The sequence below is a fragment of the Actinoallomurus sp. CA-150999 genome, from assembly GCF_050942425.1.
Classification (GTDB): Bacteria; Actinomycetota; Actinomycetes; order Streptosporangiales; family Streptosporangiaceae; genus Actinoallomurus.
In genome coordinates this window covers 4,231,853-4,253,411 of sequence record NZ_CP192063.1, presented here as the reverse complement: position 1 = coordinate 4,253,411, position 21,559 = coordinate 4,231,853, and the positions used below count along the sequence as shown (strand labels likewise).

At 71.2% G+C, this 21,559-nt stretch carries 21 protein-coding genes; 20 read left to right on the top strand and 1 reads right to left on the bottom strand.

All coding sequences use genetic code 11. From position 1 onward, the window contains the following. Nucleotide 1: 1 nt before the first annotated feature. The 11 genes from ACQP2O_RS19970 (at nucleotide 2) to ACQP2O_RS19920 (ending at nucleotide 10,326) form a co-directional block, all read left to right on the top strand. A complete protein-coding gene (locus ACQP2O_RS19970; RefSeq protein WP_433187088.1) occupies nucleotides 2–664 on the top strand; it encodes a TetR family transcriptional regulator in 663 nt (220 codons plus the stop codon). Next, entirely contained in the window at nucleotides 664–864 is a 201-nt protein-coding gene (locus tag ACQP2O_RS19965; protein WP_433191082.1) for a ferredoxin, read from the top strand. Before ACQP2O_RS19970 ends, ACQP2O_RS19965 begins: the two co-directional genes overlap by 1 nt. Further along, on the top strand, nucleotides 861–2,054 hold the full coding sequence (locus ACQP2O_RS19960; protein ID WP_433187086.1) for an NAD(P)/FAD-dependent oxidoreductase: 1,194 nt from the start codon (nucleotides 861–863) through the stop codon (nucleotides 2,052–2,054). Before ACQP2O_RS19965 ends, ACQP2O_RS19960 begins: the two co-directional genes overlap by 4 nt. Nucleotides 2,055–2,091: 37 nt before the next feature. After that, nucleotides 2,092–3,321, top strand: a complete 1,230-nt coding sequence (locus ACQP2O_RS19955; RefSeq protein WP_433187083.1) for a cytochrome P450 — start codon at nucleotides 2,092–2,094, stop codon at nucleotides 3,319–3,321. A gap of 19 nt (nucleotides 3,322–3,340) precedes the next feature. Continuing rightward, complete coding sequence (locus ACQP2O_RS19950; RefSeq protein ID WP_433187080.1) at nucleotides 3,341–3,538, top strand: ferredoxin; 198 nt, start codon at nucleotides 3,341–3,343, stop codon at nucleotides 3,536–3,538. A 149-nt stretch (nucleotides 3,539–3,687) separates the two neighbouring features. Continuing rightward, on the top strand, nucleotides 3,688–4,251 hold the full coding sequence (locus ACQP2O_RS19945) for a dihydrofolate reductase family protein (RefSeq protein WP_433187077.1): 564 nt from the start codon (nucleotides 3,688–3,690) through the stop codon (nucleotides 4,249–4,251). Between the two features lie 71 nt (nucleotides 4,252–4,322). Then, nucleotides 4,323–5,315 (top strand): LacI family DNA-binding transcriptional regulator, encoded by a 993-nt coding sequence (locus ACQP2O_RS19940; RefSeq protein WP_433187075.1) that lies wholly within the window; start codon nucleotides 4,323–4,325, stop codon nucleotides 5,313–5,315. 146 nt (nucleotides 5,316–5,461) lie between these two features. After that, a complete protein-coding gene (locus ACQP2O_RS19935) occupies nucleotides 5,462–6,808 on the top strand; it encodes an ABC transporter substrate-binding protein (RefSeq protein WP_433187072.1) in 1,347 nt (448 codons plus the stop codon). A gap of 35 nt (nucleotides 6,809–6,843) precedes the next feature. Next, nucleotides 6,844–7,788, top strand: coding sequence for a carbohydrate ABC transporter permease (locus ACQP2O_RS19930; protein ID WP_433187069.1), 945 nt, complete (start codon nucleotides 6,844–6,846; stop codon nucleotides 7,786–7,788). A 16-nt stretch (nucleotides 7,789–7,804) separates the two neighbouring features. Next, on the top strand, nucleotides 7,805–8,689 hold the full coding sequence (locus ACQP2O_RS19925) for a carbohydrate ABC transporter permease (RefSeq protein WP_433187067.1): 885 nt from the start codon (nucleotides 7,805–7,807) through the stop codon (nucleotides 8,687–8,689). Between the two features lie 50 nt (nucleotides 8,690–8,739). Next, nucleotides 8,740–10,326, top strand: coding sequence for a glycoside hydrolase family 13 protein (locus ACQP2O_RS19920; protein ID WP_433187064.1), 1,587 nt, complete (start codon nucleotides 8,740–8,742; stop codon nucleotides 10,324–10,326). Nucleotides 10,327–10,558: 232 nt separating this feature from the next. On the opposite strand, the gene ACQP2O_RS19915 is transcribed toward ACQP2O_RS19920, so the two are convergent. Next, entirely contained in the window at nucleotides 10,559–12,661 is a 2,103-nt protein-coding gene (locus ACQP2O_RS19915; protein ID WP_433187061.1) for an ATP-binding protein, read from the bottom strand. Nucleotides 12,662–12,797: 136 nt separating this feature from the next. On the opposite strand from ACQP2O_RS19915, the gene ACQP2O_RS19910 reads away from it, so the two are divergent. The 9 genes from ACQP2O_RS19910 (at nucleotide 12,798) to ACQP2O_RS19870 (ending at nucleotide 21,437) form a co-directional block, all read left to right on the top strand. Further along, nucleotides 12,798–14,111: an ABC transporter substrate-binding protein gene (locus ACQP2O_RS19910; protein ID WP_433187058.1), complete on the top strand. Its 1,314-nt coding sequence runs from the start codon at nucleotides 12,798–12,800 to the stop codon at nucleotides 14,109–14,111. A gap of 14 nt (nucleotides 14,112–14,125) precedes the next feature. Further along, the gene (locus tag ACQP2O_RS19905) at nucleotides 14,126–15,121 is read left to right on the top strand and encodes a carbohydrate ABC transporter permease (protein ID WP_433187055.1); all 996 of its coding nucleotides are present in this window, start codon (nucleotides 14,126–14,128) and stop codon (nucleotides 15,119–15,121) included. Further along, a complete protein-coding gene (locus ACQP2O_RS19900; RefSeq protein WP_433187052.1) occupies nucleotides 15,114–15,971 on the top strand; it encodes a carbohydrate ABC transporter permease in 858 nt (285 codons plus the stop codon). The genes ACQP2O_RS19905 and ACQP2O_RS19900 overlap by 8 nt, the downstream gene beginning before the upstream one ends. Nucleotides 15,972–16,024: 53 nt before the next feature. Beyond that, on the top strand, nucleotides 16,025–17,347 hold the full coding sequence (locus ACQP2O_RS19895) for a GH1 family beta-glucosidase (protein WP_433187049.1): 1,323 nt from the start codon (nucleotides 16,025–16,027) through the stop codon (nucleotides 17,345–17,347). 170 nt (nucleotides 17,348–17,517) lie between these two features. Further along, complete coding sequence (locus tag ACQP2O_RS19890; RefSeq protein WP_433187046.1) at nucleotides 17,518–18,156, top strand: hypothetical protein; 639 nt, start codon at nucleotides 17,518–17,520, stop codon at nucleotides 18,154–18,156. Between the two features lie 138 nt (nucleotides 18,157–18,294). Further along, complete coding sequence (locus ACQP2O_RS19885) at nucleotides 18,295–19,527, top strand: ROK family protein (RefSeq protein WP_433187043.1); 1,233 nt, start codon at nucleotides 18,295–18,297, stop codon at nucleotides 19,525–19,527. Between the two features lie 115 nt (nucleotides 19,528–19,642). Beyond that, nucleotides 19,643–20,248 (top strand): TetR/AcrR family transcriptional regulator, encoded by a 606-nt coding sequence (locus tag ACQP2O_RS19880; protein ID WP_433187040.1) that lies wholly within the window; start codon nucleotides 19,643–19,645, stop codon nucleotides 20,246–20,248. Beyond that, the gene (locus ACQP2O_RS19875; RefSeq protein WP_433187037.1) at nucleotides 20,245–20,673 is read left to right on the top strand and encodes a thioesterase family protein; all 429 of its coding nucleotides are present in this window, start codon (nucleotides 20,245–20,247) and stop codon (nucleotides 20,671–20,673) included. The genes ACQP2O_RS19880 and ACQP2O_RS19875 overlap by 4 nt, the downstream gene beginning before the upstream one ends. Beyond that, a complete protein-coding gene (locus ACQP2O_RS19870) occupies nucleotides 20,670–21,437 on the top strand; it encodes an amidohydrolase family protein (protein ID WP_433187034.1) in 768 nt (255 codons plus the stop codon). Before ACQP2O_RS19875 ends, ACQP2O_RS19870 begins: the two co-directional genes overlap by 4 nt. Nucleotides 21,438–21,559: the final 122 nt, after the last annotated feature.

Here is a 21,559-nt window from a genome sequence, read left to right as displayed (position 1 = left end):
CATGGCGGTACGGGCGGAACGGGTGCAGGCGACGCGAGAGTCGATCCTGGCCGCGGCGGAGCGGTTGTTCGCCGAGCACGGGGTGTTCGCCGTGTCCAACCGCCAGATCAGCGAGGCCGCGGGACAGGGCAACACCGCCGCGGTCGGCTACCACTTCGGCACCAAGACCGACCTCGTCCGCGCGATCATCCGCAGGCACACCGAGGACATCGACCGCATCCGCACGAGCATGGTGGCCGAGGTCGCCGGCTCGACGGATCTGCGGGACTGGATCGCGTGCCTGCTGCGCCCGAACATCGAGCACCTGGCCTCGCTGCCGCGCCCGAGCTGGTTCGCCCGGTTCAGCGCGCAGGTGATGACCGACCCCGAGCTGCGCACGATCATGGTCGACGAGTCGCTCGGCGAGCCGTCGCTGCGCGAGGCCGTGGACGGGATGAACCGGTGCCTTCCCGAACTGCCGGTCGAGGTCCGCATGGAGCGCGGCGAGATGGTCCGCCAGCTGACCATGCACATGACCGCCGAACGCGAACGCGCACTCGCCGAGGGGACGCCCACCGCCCGGTCCAGCTGGCATGACGCGGCCACGGGACTGATCGACGCGATCGTCGGGCTGCTGCTGGCTCCGGTCACCCCGGCCCAGGACGATTCCAAGGAGAAACCATGATGAGAGTGGCCGTCGACCAGGACAAGTGCTGCGGCGCCGGCAGCTGTGTCCTGCTCACCGCGGAGGTGTTCGACCAGCGGGAGGACGACGGGATCGTCGTCCTGCTCGACGAACGACCTCCCGAGCGGCTGCACGGCGTGGTCCGTGAGGCCGCCGACGTCTGCCCCGCCGGCGCCATCCGGCTGAGCGAGACCTCATGACGTCTCATCCGGCCGGGGTCCTGGTGGTCGGCGCGTCCGCCGCCGGGCTCGCGACCACGGAGGCCCTGCGCCGCAAGGGGTACCAGGGCGAGCTGACCGTGCTGGGGGCCGAGCCGCACGCGCCGTACGACCGGCCCCCGCTGTCCAAACAGGTCCTCTCGGGAGCGTGGGAGCCCGGCCGGGCCGCGCTTCGCCCGCCCGCTCATCTGTCCGCCCTGGACACCGAGTTCATCCTCGGCGATCCCGCCGCCGGCCTCGACGCGGCGGCCCGGACGGTACGGACCGAGTCCGGGCGCGTCCTGCGCGCCGACGCCATCGTCGTGGCCACCGGACTGCGCCCCCGCACACTGCCCGGCCAGGACGGCCTTTCCGGCGTGCACGTGCTGCGCACCCTCGACGACGCCGCGGCTCTGCGGGCCGACCTGCTCACCGCCGCACGCGTGGTGGTCGTCGGGGATGGCGTGCTCGCCGCCGAGATCGCCGCCACCGCCCGCCGCCTGGGCCCGGCGGTCACCATGGCCGGCCCGGCCTCGGCGCCGCTGGCCGGCCGGTTCGGTCCGCTGGTCTCCTCGCTGCTCGCCGAGACGCACCGCGAGAACGGGGTCGACCTGCGGCTCGGCGCCGGAGTCGGCGGCCTGACCGCCCGGCACGGACGGGTCACCGGCGTACGGCTGGACACCGGCGACGTGCTGCCCGCCGACGTGGTCGTCGTGGCGATCGGGGCCACACCGGCGACGGACTGGCTGGCCGGGAGCGGGCTGCGGCTGGACGACGGGCTCGTGTGCGACGCCCGCTGCCGGGCCGCCGACGGGATCTACGCCGTCGGCGACGTGGCCCGCTGGCACCACCCCGGGCTGGGCGCCCTGCTGCGGCTGGAGAACCGGACCAACGCCACCGAGCAGGCCATGGCCGTCGCCGGCGCGATCCTCGGCGACGACCGGCCGTACGCCCCGGTGCCGTACATGTGGACCGACCAGTTCGACACCAAGATCCAGGTCCACGGCCTGCCGAGCCCGGACGCCGAGGTGACCATCGTCGACGGCGCGGTGGCCGACCGCCGCTTCGTCGCCCGCTACCACCGGGACGGCCGCGTCCTCGGCGTCCTCGGCTGGAACATGCCCAAGCAGGTCCGCCTGCGGCGCCAGGAGGTCGTCGACGCCCGTCCCGACCTCGCGCCGGCCCTGCCCTGATCGATCCCGAGAAACCCGCTTGATAAGGGAGGAAGCCATGACCAGCACAGTGAGTCCGGCCGGCCCGGAGGCGGCAGCGGTTCCGGAATACCCGATGGACCGGGCGGCGGGCTGCCCGTTCGACCCGCCCCCGGACCTGGCGACCGCGCAGCGCCAAGGTCCGCTGGCCAGGGTCCGGCTGTGGGACGGCAGCACCCCGTGGCTGGTGACCCGCTACGCCGACCAGCGGACGCTGCTGGCCGACCCCCGGCTGAGCGCCGACGTCGAGCGCCCCGGCTACCCGAGCTCGGCGCCGATCCAGCCGGGCGGCTCGAAGATCGGCTTCATCCTGATGGACGACCCCGAGCACGCTCGGCTGCGCCGGATGGTGACCGCGCCGTTCACCATCAAGCGGATCGAGGCCCTGCGCCCCGCGGTGCAGGGGATCGTGGACCGGCTGATCGACGAGATGCTGGCCGGGCCGAAGCCGGTGGACCTGGTGGAGGAGTTCGCACTGCCCGTGCCCTCGCTGGTCATCTGCGACCTGCTCGGCGTGCCGTACACCGACCACGACTTCTTCCAGGCCAACAGCAAGGTCATCATCAAGCGGACCGCGACGCCCGAGCAGCGGATGACGGCGATGGGGAACCTCACCGAGTACCTGGACCGGCTGGTCGGCGAGAAGCTCGAGAATCCCGGCAACGATCTGCTGTCCGGGCTCACCGGACGGGTCAAGGCGGGCGAGCTGACCCGGCAGGACGCCGCGCAGATCGGCGTGCTCCTGCTGATCGCCGGGCACGAGACCACCGCGAACATGATCGCCCTGGGCACCCTGGCCCTGCTGGAACACCCCGACCAGCTCGCCCTGCTACGCGACACCGACGATCCGAAGCTCGTCGCCTCGGCGGTGGAGGAGCTCCTGCGCTACCTGCACATCACGCACAGCGGTCGGCGTCGCGTGGCGGTGGAGGACATCGAGCTCGCCGGCCAGACCATCCGCGCCGGCGAGGGCGTCATCCTGCCCAACGACATCGGCAACCGGGACCCCGACGCCTTCGAGCACCCCGACCAGTTGGACGTCCGGCGCGACGCCCGCCACCACGTCGCGTTCGGCTTCGGCGTCCACCAGTGCCTCGGCCAGCCGCTGGCCCGCATGGAGCTGCAGGTCGTCTACAGCACGCTCTACAAGCGCATCCCCACCCTGAGACTCGCCACCGACCTGGACCGGATCCCGTTCAAGCACGACGGATCCGTCTACGGCGTCTACGAACTCCCCGTCACCTGGTAATCCGCAAAGGAGCGAACCCATGAAGGTCATCATCGATCAGGACAAGTGCGTCGCGTCCGGGCAGTGCGTGACCAGCGCGCCGGACGTGTTCGACCAGCGCGACGAGGACGGCATCGTCGTCCTGCTCGCCGAGGAGCCGCCGGCGGACCTGGCCGCCGACGTCCGGCAGGCCGCGGCCGTGTGCCCGGCGCTGGCCATCCAGGTCGAAGAGTCGTAGCGGACAGGTGCGGCGGCCGAGGCCCGGCCGCCGCACCGGACGGCGCGGAGGGAAGCCGTAAACATTCCGTAAACGGGTTCGGCCAAGCTGAAGGCACATGAGCACGACGGGCCTCACGGCACCGCTCCGAACCCGGAAGGAAGCACCTCATGCGCACGTTCAAGCTCCAGGTCCAGACCACCGTCGACGGCTACATGGCCGGCCCGAACGGCGAGATGGACTGGGTGACGTTCCCGTGGACCGACGACATCAAGGCGTACGTCACGGCGCTCACGGAGCCGGTCGACCGCATCGTGCTGGGCCGCCGGCTCGCCGAGGGCTTCATCCCGGCCTGGGCGGCCGGACCCGAGGGCGAGGACCAGAAGTCCATCGACAAGATGAACGACACGCCCAAGGTCGTGATCTCGAACAGCCTCACCGAGTCGCCGTGGGAGAACGCCACCGTCGCCGGCGGCGACCTCACCGAGACGATCAACCGGCTCAAGGCGCAGCCGGGCGGGGACATCATCGCGTACGGCGGCGGCACCCTGGTCTCGAGCCTGATCGCCGAGGGGCTCCTCGACGAACTCCACCTGTTCGTCAACCCGACCGCGATCGGCACGGGAATGCCGGTCTTCCCCCGGGGCGGGGCCTACCAGCGGCTGAACCTCGTCACCGCGCAGACGTTCGACTGCGGGGTCACCGCGCTGCACTTCGAGCCGAAGCGCTCCTGAGCCCGCGCGCCCCGGCAGCACTTCCCGCAACACATGTAAGCGGCTTGCAAGATTTGCGATATTCTTGCGGCATGTCACGACGACTTGCTGATGTCGCCAAGAAGGCCGGGGTCAGCGAGGCCACCGTCAGCCGGGTGCTCAACGGCAAACCGGGGGTCTCGGCGGCGACCCGCGACAACGTGCTGACCGCGCTGGACGTGCTGGGCTACGAGCGGCCGACGCAGTTGCGGGGCGACCGGGCCCGGCTGGTCGGCCTGGTGCTGCCGGAGTTGCAGAATCCGATCTTCCCCGCCCTGGCCGAGGTCGTCAGCGGCGCCCTGGTGCAACTCGGTTTCACGCCCGTCCTGTGCACGCGCACGGCGGGCGGCCTCTCGGAGCCGGAGTACGTGAACCTACTGCTCGACCAGCAGGCCTCCGGAGTGATCTTCGCCGGCGGGATGTTCGCGGAGGCGGACGCCGCACATGAGCACTACCACCTGCTCCGCAGACGCGGCATGCCGGTGGTGCTCGTGAACGCGTCCGTCGCCGACCTCGGCTTCCCGGCGGTGGCGACCGACGACGTCGTCGCCGTCGAGCAGGCGTACGGGCATCTGCGCGCGCTGGGGCACGAGCGGATCGGCCTGGTCGTCGGCCCGGCGGACCACATGCCATCCCGCCGGAAGGTGGAGACCTTCGAGCGGCTGGCCCAGGCGGCCGACGGCGGAGAGTTCGTCGAGCGGACCCTGTTCTCCCTGGAAGGGGGGCAGGCGGCGACGACCCGCCTGCTGCGGCGGGGGGTCACGGGGGTGATCTGCGGCAGTGACCCGCTGGCGCTGGGCGCGATCAAGGCGGCCCGCCGGCAGGGACGGCGGGTGCCCGAGGACGTCTCGGTGGTCGGCTTCGACGACTCGGCGTTCATGAGCTGCGTCGACCCGCCGCTGACCACGGTGCGCCAGCCCATCGACGCGATGGGACGCGCGGTGGTGACCCTTCTCGGCGCCCAGATCGACGGCTCGCAAGCCGCCCCCGAAGAGCTGCTGTTCGAGCCGGAGCTCGTGGTCCGCGGCTCCACCGGACCGACCTAACGACGCGCTGTCGTTTTTTTTCTCTTTTCAGTTCGACTATTGCAGTGTGATGTCGGTCTCTATATCGTTCTCGCACCGGATCCTGCATCCCGGTCCTCGGCCCGCGGCCTCTGGGCGCCGGAGGCCAGTCCAGGAGGGAGTCGATGATGAGACCCCGACGACTCATGGTCCTTTTGACGGCAGGGCTCGCCCTGACCAGTACGGCGTGCGGAGGCGGTGACGGGTCCAAGGACGCCTCGGGCGGGAAGGTCTCCATCACGGTCGGCTGCATGCCCGCGAAGAGCCAGCCGACCCAGCGCCGCGAGTGGAACGAGGACGTCGCCGCCTTCCACCGACTGCACCCGGACATCACCGTCGTCGGCAAGGACGCCTTCCCCTGCGCGGACCCGAAGACCTTCACGGCCAAGCTCGCGGGCGGCCAGATGGAGGACGTCTTCTACACCTACTTCACCGACGTCCAGAACGTGATCAAGTCGGGTCAGGCCGCCGACCTCACCAAGTACCTCGGGAGCGTCAAGCAGGTCCCCGATCTCCAGCCCTCCGTCAAGCGCGTCTTCACCGGCCCCGACGGCAGGATCTACGGCCTCCCCCGGCAGAACTACTCGATGGGCCTGCTCTACAACCGCAGGCTGTTCAAGCAGGCCGGGCTCGATCCCGACACCCCGCCCGCGACCTGGGCGGAGCTGCGCGCCGACGCGAAGAAGATCGCCGCACTCGGCAAGGGCGTCGTCGGATACGCCGACTACAGCGCCGGCAACCAGGGTGGCTGGCACTTCACCACCGAGCTGTACGGCCAGGGCGGCGACGTCGTCACCCCCGACGGGAAGAAGGCCGCGTTCAACAGCCCGCAGGGCCAGGCCGTGCTGGAGAACCTCCGGCAGATGCGCTGGACCGACGACTCGATGGGGTCCAAGCAGTTGCTCCAGCTCGCCGACGTGCAGCAGATGATGGCCGCCGGCCGGCTCGGGATGTACCTGTCCGCGCCGGACAACGTGACCGCGCTGGTCGACCAGTTCCAGGGCTCGTACAAGGACTACGGCCTGGCGCCGATCCCCGAGGCGAAGGCCACGCTCATCGGCGGGGACGGCTACATGGTCAACGTCAAGGCCTCCCCCGCCAAGGTCAGGGCCGGGCTGCTCTGGCTGGAGTACTACGTCCTCACGCCCGGACAGGGCCAGCTGAACTACCAGCGCGAAGCGAAGTACGGGCGCGCGGTCGGCCTCCCCCAGCCGGACTTCTACACCGGGTCGACGGCGAACACCGATCACTCGCTGCGCCGAGCGTCGGCCAACGTGCCGGTCGCGAACTACAAGCCGTACGAGGACGCCTCCGCGCGCATCCCGGGCAAGCTCGAGCCGTTGAACGCCCAGCAGGTCTACGCCGTCCTCGACTCGGTCATGTCGGCGGTCCTCACCGACCGGAACGCCGACCCCGGCCGGCTCCTCGCGTCCGCCCAGCAGAAGGTCGACGGCATCCTCGCCCGCTCCAACTGAGCACGCCCGGTGGCCTGCGAGCGAAGGAGGGTTCGGTGACCACGACGGCCCTGCGCAAGGCGGCGTCCCGGCGTTCGCCGTCGCGCCCGGCCGGGCCGCGCCGGGCGGCGTCGCGGTACGGCGTCCGGCGCGCCCTGTCCGCGTACGGGTTCCTCTGCGGGGCGCTGATCTGCTTCGCCCTGTTCTCCTGGTACCCGATCGTGCGGGAGGCCCTGCTCGGCTTCCAGCGGACGAACTTCGTCGGCCGGTCGGAGTGGGTCGGCCTCGACAATTTCCACCGCGTCGGCGCCGACCCGGCCTTCGGCAAGGCCTGGCTGAACACCCTGGAGTTCACCGGGCTGGCGCTGCTGTGCGGTTACGTCCTGCCGTTCGTGACCGCGCTGGTCCTCAACGAGCTGCGCCACGCGCGCGCCTACCTCAGGTTCGTCGTGTACCTGCCGGTCATGCTCCCGCCGGCGGTCGCGGTGCTGCTGTTCAAGTGGTTCTACGACCCGGGTCCCGGCCTGTTCAACCAGCTGCTGCGCCTGGCCCACCTCCCGGGGCTGAACTGGCTCGACTCCACGAGCACCGCGCTGCTGTCCCTGGTGATCGTCTCCACCTGGATGAACATGGGCAGCGGCACGCTCATCTACCTGGCCGCCCTGCAGAGCGTCGAGGGCGAGCTGTACGAGGCGGCGGAGCTGGACGGCGCGGGACTGCTGCGGCGTGTCCGGCACGTCACCATCCCCCAGACCAGGCTGATCCTGCTGGTGATGCTCCTGCTCCAGGTCATCGCCACGATGCAGGTGTTCATCGAGCCGTACCTGCTCACCGGCGGCGGGCCGCAGGACGCCACGGTCAGCGTCGTCTACCTGATGTACCAGTACGCCTTCAACTTCAACAGCTACGGCGGCGGCAGCGCCCTCGGGCTGATGCTGATGCTCGTCCTGATGGTGTTCTCCGCGGCGTACCTGCGGCTGACCCGGGACGAGGGGAGATGAGGTGAGGAGCCCGACGATGCAGGCGACCGCCCCGCGAACGCTCATCTCCGCCCGCGCGCTGACCACGCCGCGCGGCCGGGTCGTCTACTGGTCCGTCCTCGTCGCGGTGATCGTGCTGTTCACCGCGGTGTTCGTGTTCCCGCTCTACTGGATGGCGACCGGCGCGCTCAAGTCGTCCGGCGAGCTCGCGCGCACGCCCCCGACGCTCTTCCCCCGGCACCCGCACCCCGGCGTCTACCGCGAGGCGTGGCAGCGGCTGAGCCTGGGACGGTACCTCCTGAACACGCTCGTGTACGCCGCCGGGGCCTGGCTGCTGCAGCTCGCGATGTGCGTACCGGCGGCGTACGCCCTGTCGAAGCTGCGGCCCGTGCTCGGCCGGGCGATCCTCGGCATGATGCTGGCCACCCTGATGATCCCGCCGACCGTCCTGCTGATCCCGCTGTACCTGACCGTGCGGGACCTGCCGTTCCTGCACGTCAACCTGTTGAACACGCCGTTCGCGATCTGGTTCCCGGCGGCGGCGAACGCCTTCAGCGTGTTCCTGCTCAAGCGGTTCTTCGACTCCATCCCGAGGGAACTGCTCGAGGCGGCGGCGATCGACGGCGCCTCGTCCTGGCGCATCCTGCGGTCGATCGTCCTGCCGATCTCGCGGCCGATCCTCGCCGTCGTGTCCATCTTCGCGGTGGTCGGCGTGTGGAAGGACTTCGTCTGGCCGCTGCTGGTGCTGCCCGACGGCGACCGGATGACGGTGAGCGTGGCCATCTCCTCCCTGTCGAACCAGACGCCGGAGAACATCCTCATCGCCGCGCTCGTGATCGCGAGCGTCCCGGCCATCGCCGTCTTCCTGCTGTTCCAGCGCCACATCATGGCGGGCCTGACCGCCGGAGGACTGAAGGGATGAGGGCGCGCGTGCCCGCGACCCGACCGAACCGTTCGAGGAGATGATCCGGCATGGCCGAACTCGTTCCCCCCGGCAGGTCACCGCAGCCGGAGGGCTGGTGGCGGAGTGCCGCGATCTACCAGGTCTACCCGCGCAGTTTCGCGGACGGCAACGGCGACGGCGTCGGTGACCTGGCGGGCCTGCGCGGGCGCCTCCACCACCTCGCCGACCTGGGGGTCGACGCGGTCTGGGTGAATCCCTGGTATCCCTCGCCGATGGTCGACGGCGGCTACGACGTGGCCGACTTCCGCGACATCGACCCGGTCTTCGGCTCGCTCGCCGAGGCCGAGAAGCTCATCGAGGAGGCGCACGGGCTCGGGATCAGGGCGATCGTCGACATCGTCCCCAACCACTGCTCCGACCGGCACGCCTGGTTCCAGGAGGCGCTGCGGTCCGGGCCGGGCTCGGCGGCCCGCGCGCGGTTCTGGTTCCGGCCCGGGCGCGGCGACGGTCCGCCGAACGACTGGCGGTCCATCTTCGGCGGTCCCGCGTGGACCCGCGTTCCGGACGGCGAGTGGTACCTCCACCTGTTCGCGCCGGAGCAGCCCGACTTCAACTGGAGCAGCCCCGAGGTACGGGAGGAGTTCCTCGACGTCCTGCGGTTCTGGTTCGACCGGGGCGCGGACGGCATCCGCATCGACTCCGCCGCGGTCCTGGTCAAGGACCCCGACGCCGAGCCGGACGGCCAGGACCCCTACACCGACCGGGACGGCGTGCACGCGATCTACCGGGCCTGGCGGCGGATCGCCGACGAGTACGGCGACCGGGCGCTGATCGGCGAGGTCTGGCTGCCCGACCAGGACCGGTTCGCCGCCTACCTGGCCCCGGACGAGCTGCACACGGCCTTCAACTTCGACTTCCTGAGCTGCCCCTGGGAGGCCGAGGCGCTGCGCCGGGTGATCGACACGACGCTGGCCACGCACACTCCCCTGGGCGCGCCGCCGACCTGGGTGCTGTCCAACCACGACGTGACCCGCCCGGTCACGAGGTTCGGCCGGGAGGACACCTCCTTCGACCTGGGCGACCGCCGGCACGGGGCGCCCGCGGACCTGCGGCTGGGCCTGCGCCGGGCCCGGGCGGCCGCCCTGCTCGCCATGGCGCTGCCCGGCTGCCTCTACGTCTACCAGGGAGAGGAGCTCGGCCTCCCAGAGGTCGAGGACCTGCCGGAAGACCGGCTCGAGGACCCCATCTGGTTCCGTTCGGGCCGCCGCGACCGTGGCCGGGACGGCTGCCGGGTCCCGCTCCCGTGGTCCGGCGACGCGCCGCCCTTCGGCTTCGGCGGCGGCGAACCGTGGCTGCCGCAGCCCCCGTCCTGGCGTGACCTCACCGTCGAGGCCCAGGCCGCGGACCCGTCCTCGACGCTCGCCCTCTACCGGACGGCGCTGCGGCTGCGGCGCGAGCGGCTCGGCGACGGCACCCTCGCCTGGCGGTCGATGGGCGAGGACGTTCTCGCCTTCGACCGGGACTCGGGCGTCACCTGTGTCGTCAACCTCGGCGCCCGGCCCGTGCGGCTTCCGGAGGGCCGGTCGGCGCTGCTGGCCAGCGGACCGCTGGAGCAGGGCGAGCTCCCTGCGGACACCGCCGTCTGGCTGGATTGATCCGCCGTGGCGGTTCCGGGGAGGGAGCCGTCGAAGGTGTTCGACATTGTCGGCAGGATTGCGTTGACGCGCCCGGATACGCGGCCTAACGTCTCGGGGAGCTTGCGGACCGGCGGTGGTGCCGTCTCTCCCATGGCCGGTCCGGCCGCGACGTCTACGCGTCCCCTTCCCCCGTTTACGGGTGGGGTGTTCCCCCCAACACCCCACCCGTAAATACCTCAGGCGGGCGCGATCACCGGGCGTGCGCCGGCTCGCCGAGCGCGTAGGCGACGAGCTCGTCGACCGGGAGATCGGCGCCCTCGCGGTGGACGTCCTCGAACCGGCGGGGGCCGAGGACGTCTCCGAGGTGCGCTCTCCATCGCCGGCGAGCGTCCCTCAGCACCTGGAAGTGGTCGGGGGGCGAGCCGATCGATGGGCCCAGCCGGTCGGCGGCCCCGAGAAGGCGGGCGGCGTCTTCGGGCCGGCTCTGCGCGAGGGTCCAGGCGAGCGCCTCCATGCAGCGGGTGATGCCCCACCGGTCCCCCTGGGCGTGCTTGAGACCGAGGGCCTCGCGGAGCAGCCGGCCCGCTCGGGCGGTGTCACCGCACCACAGGGAGGCGACGCCGGTCACCCACAGCGCGTGGCCTTCGGCCCAGGCCGCGTCGTGAGCGCGGCAGATCGCCAGTGATCGTTCGCCGTAGGCGATGGCCTGCCGGTGGTCTTCGAGGTGGCTGCTGACGAGTGCCAGCTGGAAGAGAGCGAGCCACTCTCCGTCGTCGTCGCCGGCGTCGTGATGGTCCGCCCGCGCCTGCCGGAGGTGGAGGCGCGCACGCTCGTATCGTCCCTCGAAGATCTCTGCCAGGCCGGTGAACTGCGTCACGCGCCGGAGCGCCGACGTGTCACCGATCTCCTGCGCGAGGTCCCGGCATCGCCCGAGCAGGGCGAGGCCCTCGGCGGTCCGCCCTTGCAGGAGGGTCAGCCATCCGGCGGTCCACAGCGCCTCCGTCCGCGCCGGCCCGGGCTCGGGACTCCGGTCGAGGGCCTGGATCAGCAGGTGACCGCCCTTGCTGACCAGACCGGCGGTGACGTAGTGGCGCGCCAGGAGGGTGGTGATCCGCAGCCCGGTCACGGCCCCGTGGGGAGCCGTCAGGTGGTAGTCGGCCGCGGCTCGCAGGTTGGCGCGCTGCAGCCGCAGCCGGGCGAGCGACGCGGCCTGGTAGCGGCTCATCGGGTCGGCCTCGAAGGGTTCGGCGAACCGCCGATAGTGCTCGCCGTGCCGATGGCGCAGCCAGCCCTCCTCAGGCGACCGGGACAGCTCCTCGACGCTGAAATCGCGGATCATCTCCGGCAGCCGATAGCACAGGAAGGCGTGTGGCGCGGCCTCCCTGATGACGATCGACATGTCCACGAGGTCGGCGACGAGCGGGCCGACCTCCGCGCGGTCGATCCCGCGGCCGGAGCAGACCGTCTCGGCGTCCTCCAGATCGAACCCGCCCTGGAAGGCGGCGAGCCGCCGCCAGAGCGTCTGCTGCCGTGGGGTGCACAGCCGGTGGCTCCACTCGATCGCCGAACGCGGGCTCGGCAGCCGGGGGACGCCGATCCGGCCGCCCTCGGCGAGCCGCCCGAGATGGCATTCCAGCCGTTCGAGGATCTGCTCCGCCGGCATGGCGCGCACCTGCACGGCGGCCAGTTCGATCGCGAGCGGATTGCCCTCCAGGCGCTGGCACAGCCGGGCGACCGCCGCGCGATTCTCGTCGGTCAGCCGGAACCGCCGGGACGCGCCCGCCGCGCGGTCGGCGAAGAGGCGGATCGCGTCGAACCGCGCGACGGCGGCCACGGGCTCGGCGTCGTCCGGGTCCGGAACGGGCAGCGGGCCCACGGTCAGGACGCGCTCTCCGGCGACCCGGAGCGTCTGCCGGCTGGTGGCCAGGATCCGCAGCCGGTCACACCGGCGCAAGAGTGTGTGGACGAGCCGCGCCGTGGTCTCCAGCACGTGTTCGCAGTTGTCGAGGACGAGGAGCGTCCTGCCGCCGGACAGCTGGTCGGCAACGGCGTCGATCAGGCCGCGGGCCGGGGACTTCTGCACGCCGAGTGTCGTCTCCTCCGCCCCGAGGGCTTCGGCGACCGCGCCGGTGACCATGTCGGCGTCCCGCAGCGGGGCCAGCTCGACGAACCACACGCCGTCCGGGAACGAGCGCCCCGCCCGCGAGGCCAGTTGCAGCGCGAGGCGGGTCTTGCCCACCCCGGGACCGCCGGTCAACGTGAGCAGCCTGCCGCGGCGCAAGGCCGCCCTGGCCTCGGCCAGTTCCTCCCTGCGTCCGATGAAACGGGTTTCCCCTACCGGCAGGTCCCCCACGTCGCCGAGCATAGATGACGCCCTGGGGCCGGGAGCCCTCCATCCCCCACAGCGGGCCTGGTCGAGCACCCTTGACACCTTTACGCCACGTCTTAAATCATGGCTTAAAATTAGCCTCACGTGAGGAAGTGGCAGTATGCGCGTGCGGGTCCGTACCGCCATCGGCGCCGCGTTCGGCGCGACTCTCCTTGCCGCGCTCCCCGGCTGCGGGGGCGGGACCTCGACCGGCGGCGACAGCGCCGGCCATCCCAAGACGCTCACCTACTGGGCGAGCAACCAGGGTGCCAGCCTGGAGGACGACAAGGCCAAGCTCACCCCCGAGCTGCAGGAGTTCGAGAAACAGACCGGGATCAAGGTCAAGCTCGAGGTCGTCCCATGGACGGACCTGCTCAACCGCATCCTGGGCGCCGCCTCCTCCGGGCAGGGCCCCGACGTCCTGAACATCGGCAACACCTGGTCGGCCTCCCTGCAGACGACGGGGGCACTGCTGCCCTTCGACGACAAGAACTTCGCGCAGGTCGGTGGCCGGGACCGCTTCCAGGACTCGGCCCTCGCCTCGACCGGGGCGCAGGGGAAGACCCCGACCGCGGTCCCGCTGTACTCCCTGGCGTACGGCCTCTACTACAACAAGAAGATGTTCGCGGACGCGGGCATCGCGAAGCCGCCGGCCACCTGGGACGAGCTCGTCCAGGACGGCAAGCGGCTCACCGGAGGCGGCCACTACGGCCTCGCCATCGAGGGCGGCAACGTCTCGGAGAACATCCACCACGCGTTCGTCTTCGCCAAGCAGCACGGCGCCGACTTCTTCGACGCGGCCGGCAGGCCGACCTTCACGTCGCAGGGCGCGGTCGACGGCATCAAGCAGTACGTCGACTTCATCGCGCGCGACAAGATCGCCGCGCCGGGCAACGCCGAGTACGCCCAGAACGAATCGGTCGCCGACTTCGCGACCGGCAAGGCCGCCATGCTGCTGTGGCAGGCGGCGGGGCCCAACCTGCAGAAGCACGGCATGAAGCCCGACCAGTTCGGCGTGGCGCCGGTCCCCGTCCAGTCCGGCACGCCCGGACCGGGCGGCAACATCGACACGATGGTCGCGGGCATCAACATCGCCGTCTTCAAGAACTCCGGCAACCTCGACGGCGCGCTGAAGTTCGTGAAGTTCATGACGAGCGACGCCGAGCAGAAGAAGATCAACGGCGAGTACGGGTCGATCCCGCCGGTCAAGACCGCCTCGCAGGACCCGGCCTTCAACACGCCCGAGCTGACCGTCCTGCGCAACGCCATCGCGACCAGTGCCGCGCCGCTCCCCCAGGTGCCCAAGGAGTCGCAGTTCGAGGAGCTCGTCGGCGGCGCGGTCAAGGACCTGCTCGCCGACGCGGCGGCCGGCCGCCCGGTGACGACGCAGTCCGTCCAGGCGCGGCTCGCCAAGGCCCAGCAGCAGATGCAGTAGGCGTGCCGCCACCGATGACCACGACCGTGCACCGTCAGGCGCCTCCGGCCGGACCGGACCCTCGTCGCGAGGACGGCCGGAGACGGCTGTTCCGCATTCCCGACCGGGTCCGCCGGGGCGGCCTGCCGTACCTGCTCCTGCTGCCCGCGCTGATCTTCGAACTCATCGTCCACGTCATCCCGATGGTGCTGGGCGTGGTGATGAGCCTGAAGGAGCTCACGCAGCTCTACATCCGCCAGTGGTGGCAGGCGCCCTGGACGGGGTGGGGCAACTACCGGGTCGCCGTGAACGTCAACGCGCCCATCGGCCGGGCCCTGCTCGACTCCTTCCTGGTCACCTGCGCCTTCACCGTGCTGGCCGTGGGCCTGTGCTGGCTGTTCGGCACGGCCGCGGCCGTCCTGATGCAGGACCATTTCCGGGGCCGCGGCGTGCTGCGCGCGGTCTTCCTCACGCCGTACGCGCTGCCGCTGTACGCCTCCGTGATCGTCTGGGCGTTCATGCTCCAGCACGACAACGGGCTCGTGAACCACGTCCTGCACGACCAGCTGGGCGTCACCGGCAAGCCGACGTTCTGGCTGATCGGCGACAACAGCTTCGTCTCCCTCCTGGTCGTCTCCGTCTGGCGGAACTGGCCGTTCGCGTTCCTGTGCGTGATGGCCGGCCTGCAGAACATCCCGCGGGAGCTGTACGAGGCCTCGGCGATCGACGGCGCCGGCATCTGGCAGCAGATCCGGCTCATCACGCTGCCGTCGCTGCGGTCCATCAACCAGGTGCTCGTGCTGGTGCTGTTCCTGTGGACCTTCAACGACTTCGCGACGCCGTACGTGCTGTTCGGCAGGTCGGCCCCGGCCGCCGGGGACCTCATCTCCGTGCACATCTACTCGGCCTCGTTCGTCACCTGGAACTTCGGCGCCGGCTCGGCGATGTCCGTGCTGATGCTGCTCTTCCTGTCCCTGGTGACCGCCGCCTACCTGCTGGTCACGTCCCGAGTGAGGAGGAGCCGTGGCTGAGCGCTCGCCGACGGCGCCGCCGCCGTCGTTCGTCTGGACCCGCCGGATCGTCCTCACGCTGCTGACCGTCTTCGCGCTGCTGCCGGTCTACGTGATGCTGAGCAGCTCGCTGAAGCCGCTGCGGGACGTCTCCGGCGCCTTCCGCTGGATCCCCGAACACGTCACCCTCCGCCCGTACGCCGATATCTGGCGCACCATCCCGCTCGGCCGCTACTTCGAGAACTCGATCGTCGTGGCGAGCGCGGCGACCGGGCTGTCCGTGGTGGTGGCCATCTTCGCGGCGTACGCGGTGAGCCGGTACCGCTTCCGCGGCAGGCGTGTCTTCACGGTCACCGTGCTGTCCACCCAGATGTTCCCGGGCATCCTGTTCCTCCTGCCGCTGTTCCTGCTCTACGTCGGCATCGGGAACGCGACCGGGATCGCCCTGTACGGCTCGCGCGGCGGGCTGATCCTGACGTATCTCACCTTCTCGCTCCCCTTCTCCATCTGGATGCTCGTCGGCTACTTCGACTCGATCCCGCGGGGGCTCGACGAGGCCGCGCTGGTGGACGGATGCGGCCCGCTCGGCGCGCTGTTCCGCGTCATCGTCCCCGCCTCGCTCCCCGGCATCGTCGCGGTCGCCATCTACGCCTTCATGACCGCCTGGAGCGAGGTGCTGTTCGCCTCGGTCATGACCAACGACACCACCCGGACCCTCGCCGTGGGCCTGCGCGCCTACGCGACCGAGACCGACGTGTACTGGAACCAGGTGATGGCCGCCTCGCTGGTCGTCAGCGTGCCGGTGGTGGCCGGGTTCCTCCTCCTTCAGCGTTACCTGGTCGCCGGGCTCACCGCCGGGGCCGTCAAGTGAGCGCCGTCCCTACCCCAGAAAGGCACTTCGTGGATCACCTCAGCCTGCTCCCCGTGGACTTCGCATGGGGCGTGGCCACGTCCGCTTACCAGATCGAAGGTGCGGTCGGCGAGGACGGCCGGTCCCCGTCCATCTGGGACACCTTCAGCCGCACTCCGGGGAAGGTGGACGGCGGCGACCACGGCGATGTGGCGTGCGACCACTATCACCGCTGGCCGGAGGACATCGAGATCATGAAGCGGCTCGGCCTGACCGCCTACCGGTTCTCCATCGCCTGGCCGCGCGTCGTGCCCGGCGGGTCCGGTCCCGTGAACGCTCCCGGGCTGGCGTTCTACGACCGTCTCGTCGACGCCCTGCTCGAAGCCGGCATCACGCCGTTCCCCACGCTCTATCACTGGGACCTGCCGCAGGTCCTCCAGGACGCCGGCGGCTGGACGAACCGCGACACCGCCCACCACTTCGCCGACTACTCCGCCCGCGTCGTGGAGCGGCTCGGCGACCGCGTCACCGACTGGGCCACCGTGAACGAGCCGCTGTGCGCCGCCTGGATCGGCCACCTCGAAGGCCGGCACGCACCGGGCCTCGCGGACGTCAAGGCGGCCGTACCCGCCTCGTACCATCTGCTCCTCGGTCACGGGCTGGCCGCGCAGGCCGTACGGGCCGCCGCTCCCGGCGCACGCGTCGGCATCGTGCACCTGCTGAACCCCGTGGAGCCCGCCGGCGACTCGGCCGCCGACGCCGCGGCGGCCGCCCGCTTCGACGGGCACACGAACCGCTGGTGGCTCGACCCGGTCTTCGGACGGGGCTTCCCCGCCGACATGCTCGAGGTGTACGGGGTCGACCTTCCCGAACGGCCCGGCGACCTCGAGACCATCGCGGCGCCGCTGGACTGGCTCGGGGTGAACTACTACCGGCCGGCCGTCGTCGCGGACGACCCCGACGGCGCTCCGCCGTACGTCCGGGAGACCACGCCGACCGGCCGCCGGCTCACCGGGATGGACTGGGTGATCGAACCGGACGGGCTGGAGAGCATCCTGACCCGGGTCGCCGAGGAGTACCGGCCGCCCCGGATGTACGTCACCGAGAACGGCTCCGCGTGGACCGACACCGTCGACGGCGGGCGGGTGCACGACCCCGAGCGCGCCGGCTACCTGGAAGGACATCTCGCCGCGTGCGCGTCGGCGGTGCGGCGAGGCGCGCCGCTGGCCGGGTACTTCTGCTGGTCGCTGCTGGACAACTTCGAATGGGCGGCCGGCTACGCCCCGCGCTTCGGGCTCGTCCACGTCGACTTCGCGACGCAGCGGCGGACCGTCAAGGACAGCGGGCTCCGCTACGCCGAGCTGATCCGTTCCCATCGGGAGCGGGCCGGCGTCTGACGGCCCACCGGGCACGCCCATTGCCTGCCTCGAGGTCCCCGTCCGTAGAACAGCGGGACTTCGAGACAGGCCCTGGACCGCGGTCCTCGCCGATATCGCCGCCCGGCGAGGGCCGCGCCACCGCGCGAAAATCTCGGTGCGTGGAGCGCGGACCGGGTTACGTTCGGTGCGTGGAATGGCGAACGAGGCTGAGAACGTGGGCGGCGCTGGCGGCGGGGCCGGCGCTGATCGCCGTGGGCGTGGCGCTCGCCGCCGGTCCCAGTGCCGACTTCACGGCGTTCGAGCGGGCCCCGTACTGCGCGGAGCCTCCACCGAGCGATACGAGTCGCTGCGTCACGCGGCTTCCGATGACCGTCATCCGGCGGTCCACGTACACGACCGAGGACCCGGACCCGCCCGACCCGCCGCAGTTCCCGCCGCCGCAACCGCCCCAGCCGCCCCCGATGGGACCGTTCCGGGTGGTCCTCCCGACCGTGGCGAGGCTGCGGGTCGTCGCCGCCTCGCGGACCACCCACTACAAGATCACCGTGCGCACCGCGGACGGGCGGTACCACGACTTCGAGGTGGAGCACGACTTCTACAACGTCGCCGAGGCCGGCACCACCGGCACGGCCGAGCTTTGGCACGGCCGCGTGGTACGGCTGCGGATCGGCAAGCACGTCGACGACGAGTGGCCCGACTGGAGGCTGGGCCTCCCGGTCTTCATCGCTCTGGCCGGGGTCGTCTTGTTCGTCGTCGTGGTGGTCCGCCTTCTCAAGCGAAGCCTCCGTACGCGCAGAAGACGGCGGGTCACCCGCGTCTACAACTGAGGCCCGCGCGGCGAGGTGCCGCGCGGGCCACGGGGTGGGGATCAGCGGGTCACGGCACCTCGTCAAAGGTGCGTAACACCCGGCCCGAGGCTTCTTCGAGTGCTTGTTATAAGATTTGAACTACTCGGGGAGGTCGATATGTGGGAGCACGTCACACCGGAGCGACGACGGGGCACGGTGCGGGATCTCCGGCGTGACAACCGGTCGGTGCTGCTCTGGTCGCTCTACTTCGACCAACCCTCCACACGCCAGGAGCTGAGCCGGACGACCGGCCTGTCCCCCGCCTCGGTCAGCAACGTCGTCCGCGAACTCATCGACGAGGACATCGTGCACGAGGCCGGCGCGGTCGACTCCGACGGCGGCCGGCCCCGCGTCCTGCTGCGCATCAACCAGGACCACGGCTACGTCATCGGCGTGGACGTCGGCGAGACCCGGGTCCGCGTCGAGCTGTTCGACCTGGCGATGACCGAGCGGGCCACGGCCGACTACCCGCTGGACCCCCGCGAGCACGGCGTGACGACGATCGTCGACCGGATCCTGGAGGGACTGTCCGCGGTGCTGGCCGACGCCGGCGTCGGCCCCTCGGCGATCCTCGGTGTGGGCATCGGCGTCCCCGGCGTCGTCGAGCAGGGCGACGAGGTCATCGTGCACGGCCAGACGTACGGCTGGGACGCGGTCCCCCTCGGGCGTCTGCTGCGGGCCGGCACCGACCTTCCCCTGCACATCGACAACGGCGCCAAGACGATGGGCCGCGCGGAGATGTGGTTCGGCGCGGGGCGGGGCGCCCAGCACGCGGTGGTGTGCCTCATCGGCTCGGGTGTCGGCGCGAGCGTCATCGCGCACGGCCGGCCGCACCGGGGCTCCACGTCCAGCGCCGGTGAGTGGGGCCACACGACCATCGTGGTCGGTGGCCGCGAGTGCCGGTGCGGCGCCCAGGGATGCCTGGAGGCGTACGTCGGCGCCGAGGCCATCCTCGACCGTTACGCGGGCGCGCCGCCGGGCCAGGACGAGGAGTCCGCGCTGGCCGCCCTGCTCGACGCGGCCGCGAACGGTGCGGGTGAGGCGGAGAGCGTCCTGGAGGAGACCGCGCTCTACCTCGGAGTCGGCCTCTCCGACCTGATCAACCTGTTCAATCCCGAGCGGATCATCCTGGGCGGCTGGGCCGGCCTGCTGCTCGGCGAGCGGCTACTCCCACGGATCCGCGACGCCGCCCGCCGGCACTCGCTCAGGCACGCGTTCTCCGAGACCTCGATCGAGCTGGGCCGACTGGGGCCGGAGGCGGTGGCGCTCGGCGCGGCGACCCTTCCGGTCGAGCGTTTCCTCAACGGGGAGACCATTCTCCCGGTCGAACACCGACGCTCGGCCGGCTGAGCACGGCGGCGCGCGGGACGGCCGGCTGACACGGCGGCGCGCGGGAGGGCCGGCCGGTCCGACACACCCGCGCGGGGCCTTGCCAGCGCTTTACTGACCTGTAAGTATGCATTCCGTGGACGGGTTGAGCCCAGGCGGTCGGCGACTCCTCGACGTCGCGGCCGAGGTCTTCTACGCGGAGGGGATCCGGGCCACCGGCGTCGACACTCTGGTGGATCGGGCCGGCGTCTCCAAGCCCACGCTCTACGCGCAGTTCGGGTCCAAGGAGAACCTCGTCGCCGCCGTGCTCGACCAGCGCCGCCGGCGGCGCCAGGAGGTTCTGACCTCGTTCCTGGCCCGGAGCGACGCCCAGGGCGTCGACCGGATCCTGGCCGTGTTCGACTGGCTCGCCCAGGGGCACGGTCGGGAGGGGTTCCGCGGTTGCCCGTTCACCAACGCCGCCGTCGAACTGCCCGACCCGGCCCATCCCGCCCGTGCGGTGATCGCCTCCTACAAGGACTGGCTGCGCGAGACGCTGACCTCGCTGGCGCGGCAGGCAGGCGCTCCCGACCCCGAGGAGCTGGGCTTCGCCCTCCTCATGCTCATCGACGGGGCCAACGCGCGCGTGGTCGTGGCCGGCGACCGTACGGCCATGCGCCGAGCCGGAGCGGCCGCCGCCCGGCTCATGGGGCGCTTCGACGACCACGGCGCCGAGCCCGCGACCGAACGGAGGACCATATGAGATCGTCCCTGCGCCCCGGCCTTGCCGCGACGCTCGACTACCGCGTGCCCGAGACCCGGACCGTCCCGCATCTGCTGCCGGAATCGGACGAGTTCGGCGGGATGCCGTCCGTGCTGGCGACCGGTTATCTCGTCGGGTTGGTCGAATGGACCTGCATGCGGGCGCTCGCCGGTCATCTCGACGAGGGCGAGCGCACCGTCGGCGTGCACGTCGACCTCAGCCATGAGGCCGCCACTCCGCCGGGCTGCGCGGTCACCATCGACGTCGAGTTGACCGCCGTCGACGGTCGCCGTCTCACCTTCGCCGTCCAGGCCAAGGACGACGCGGCGATCGTGTGCCGGGGCACGCACCGGCGTGCGGTGATCGACCTGGGTCGTTTCGAGGAGCGCCTCGCCGACCGGGCCGTGGCGGAGGGCTCCGCGTGAACGCGGACGCCCGCGGCGGCAGCCGGGTCTTCGACGCCCACCTGCACATCATCGATCCCCGGTTCCCGCTCATCCGGAACAACGGCTATCTCCCGCCCGCGTTCACGGTCGATGACTACCTGCTGCGGACCCGCGCGCTCGGAGTGATCGGCGGGGCGGTGGTGTCCGGCTCCTTCCAGGGATTCGACCAGGCCTACCTGGTGGACGCCCTCCGGCGGCTGGGCGCGGGGTTCGTGGGAGTCACGCAGTTGCCCGCCTCGGTGACCGACGAGGAGATCGCGCGGCTGGACGCGCAGGGCGTACGGGCGGTGCGGTTCAACGTGCGCCGGGGCGGCTCGGAGACCCTCGATCACCTGGACGCCCTGGCCCGCCGCGTCCACGAGGTCGCCGGGTGGCACACCGAGCTGTACATCGACGCGCGTGACCTGCCGGACCTGACTCCCGTCCTGAGCGCCCTCCCGGCGGTGAGCGTCGATCACCTCGGGCTCTCCGAAGACGGACTGCCGCACCTGCTCGCGCTGGTCGAACGCGGCGCCCGGGTCAAGGCGACCGGTTTCGGCCGCGTCGACCTCGACGTGACCAAGGCGGTTCAGGCCGTGGTCGCCGTCAACTCGGAGGCTCTGATGTTCGGCACCGATCTGCCGTCCACCCGTGCCCGGCGCCCGTTCCACGAGGACGACCTGCACCTGCTGGCCGACGCGGTCGGGCCGGACCACGTCCAGGCGGTGCTGCACGGCAACGCGCGTGCGTTCTACCGCATCTGAGCCCACTGAGCCACCGGCGACCGTGCCGGGTGATGGCGAGGTTTGAAAACGAGCTTTACGATCGGCATTACGATCAGTAATGATCGGAGTCAAGGCGTGGCCACCTCTGGGCCGAGCCCGTG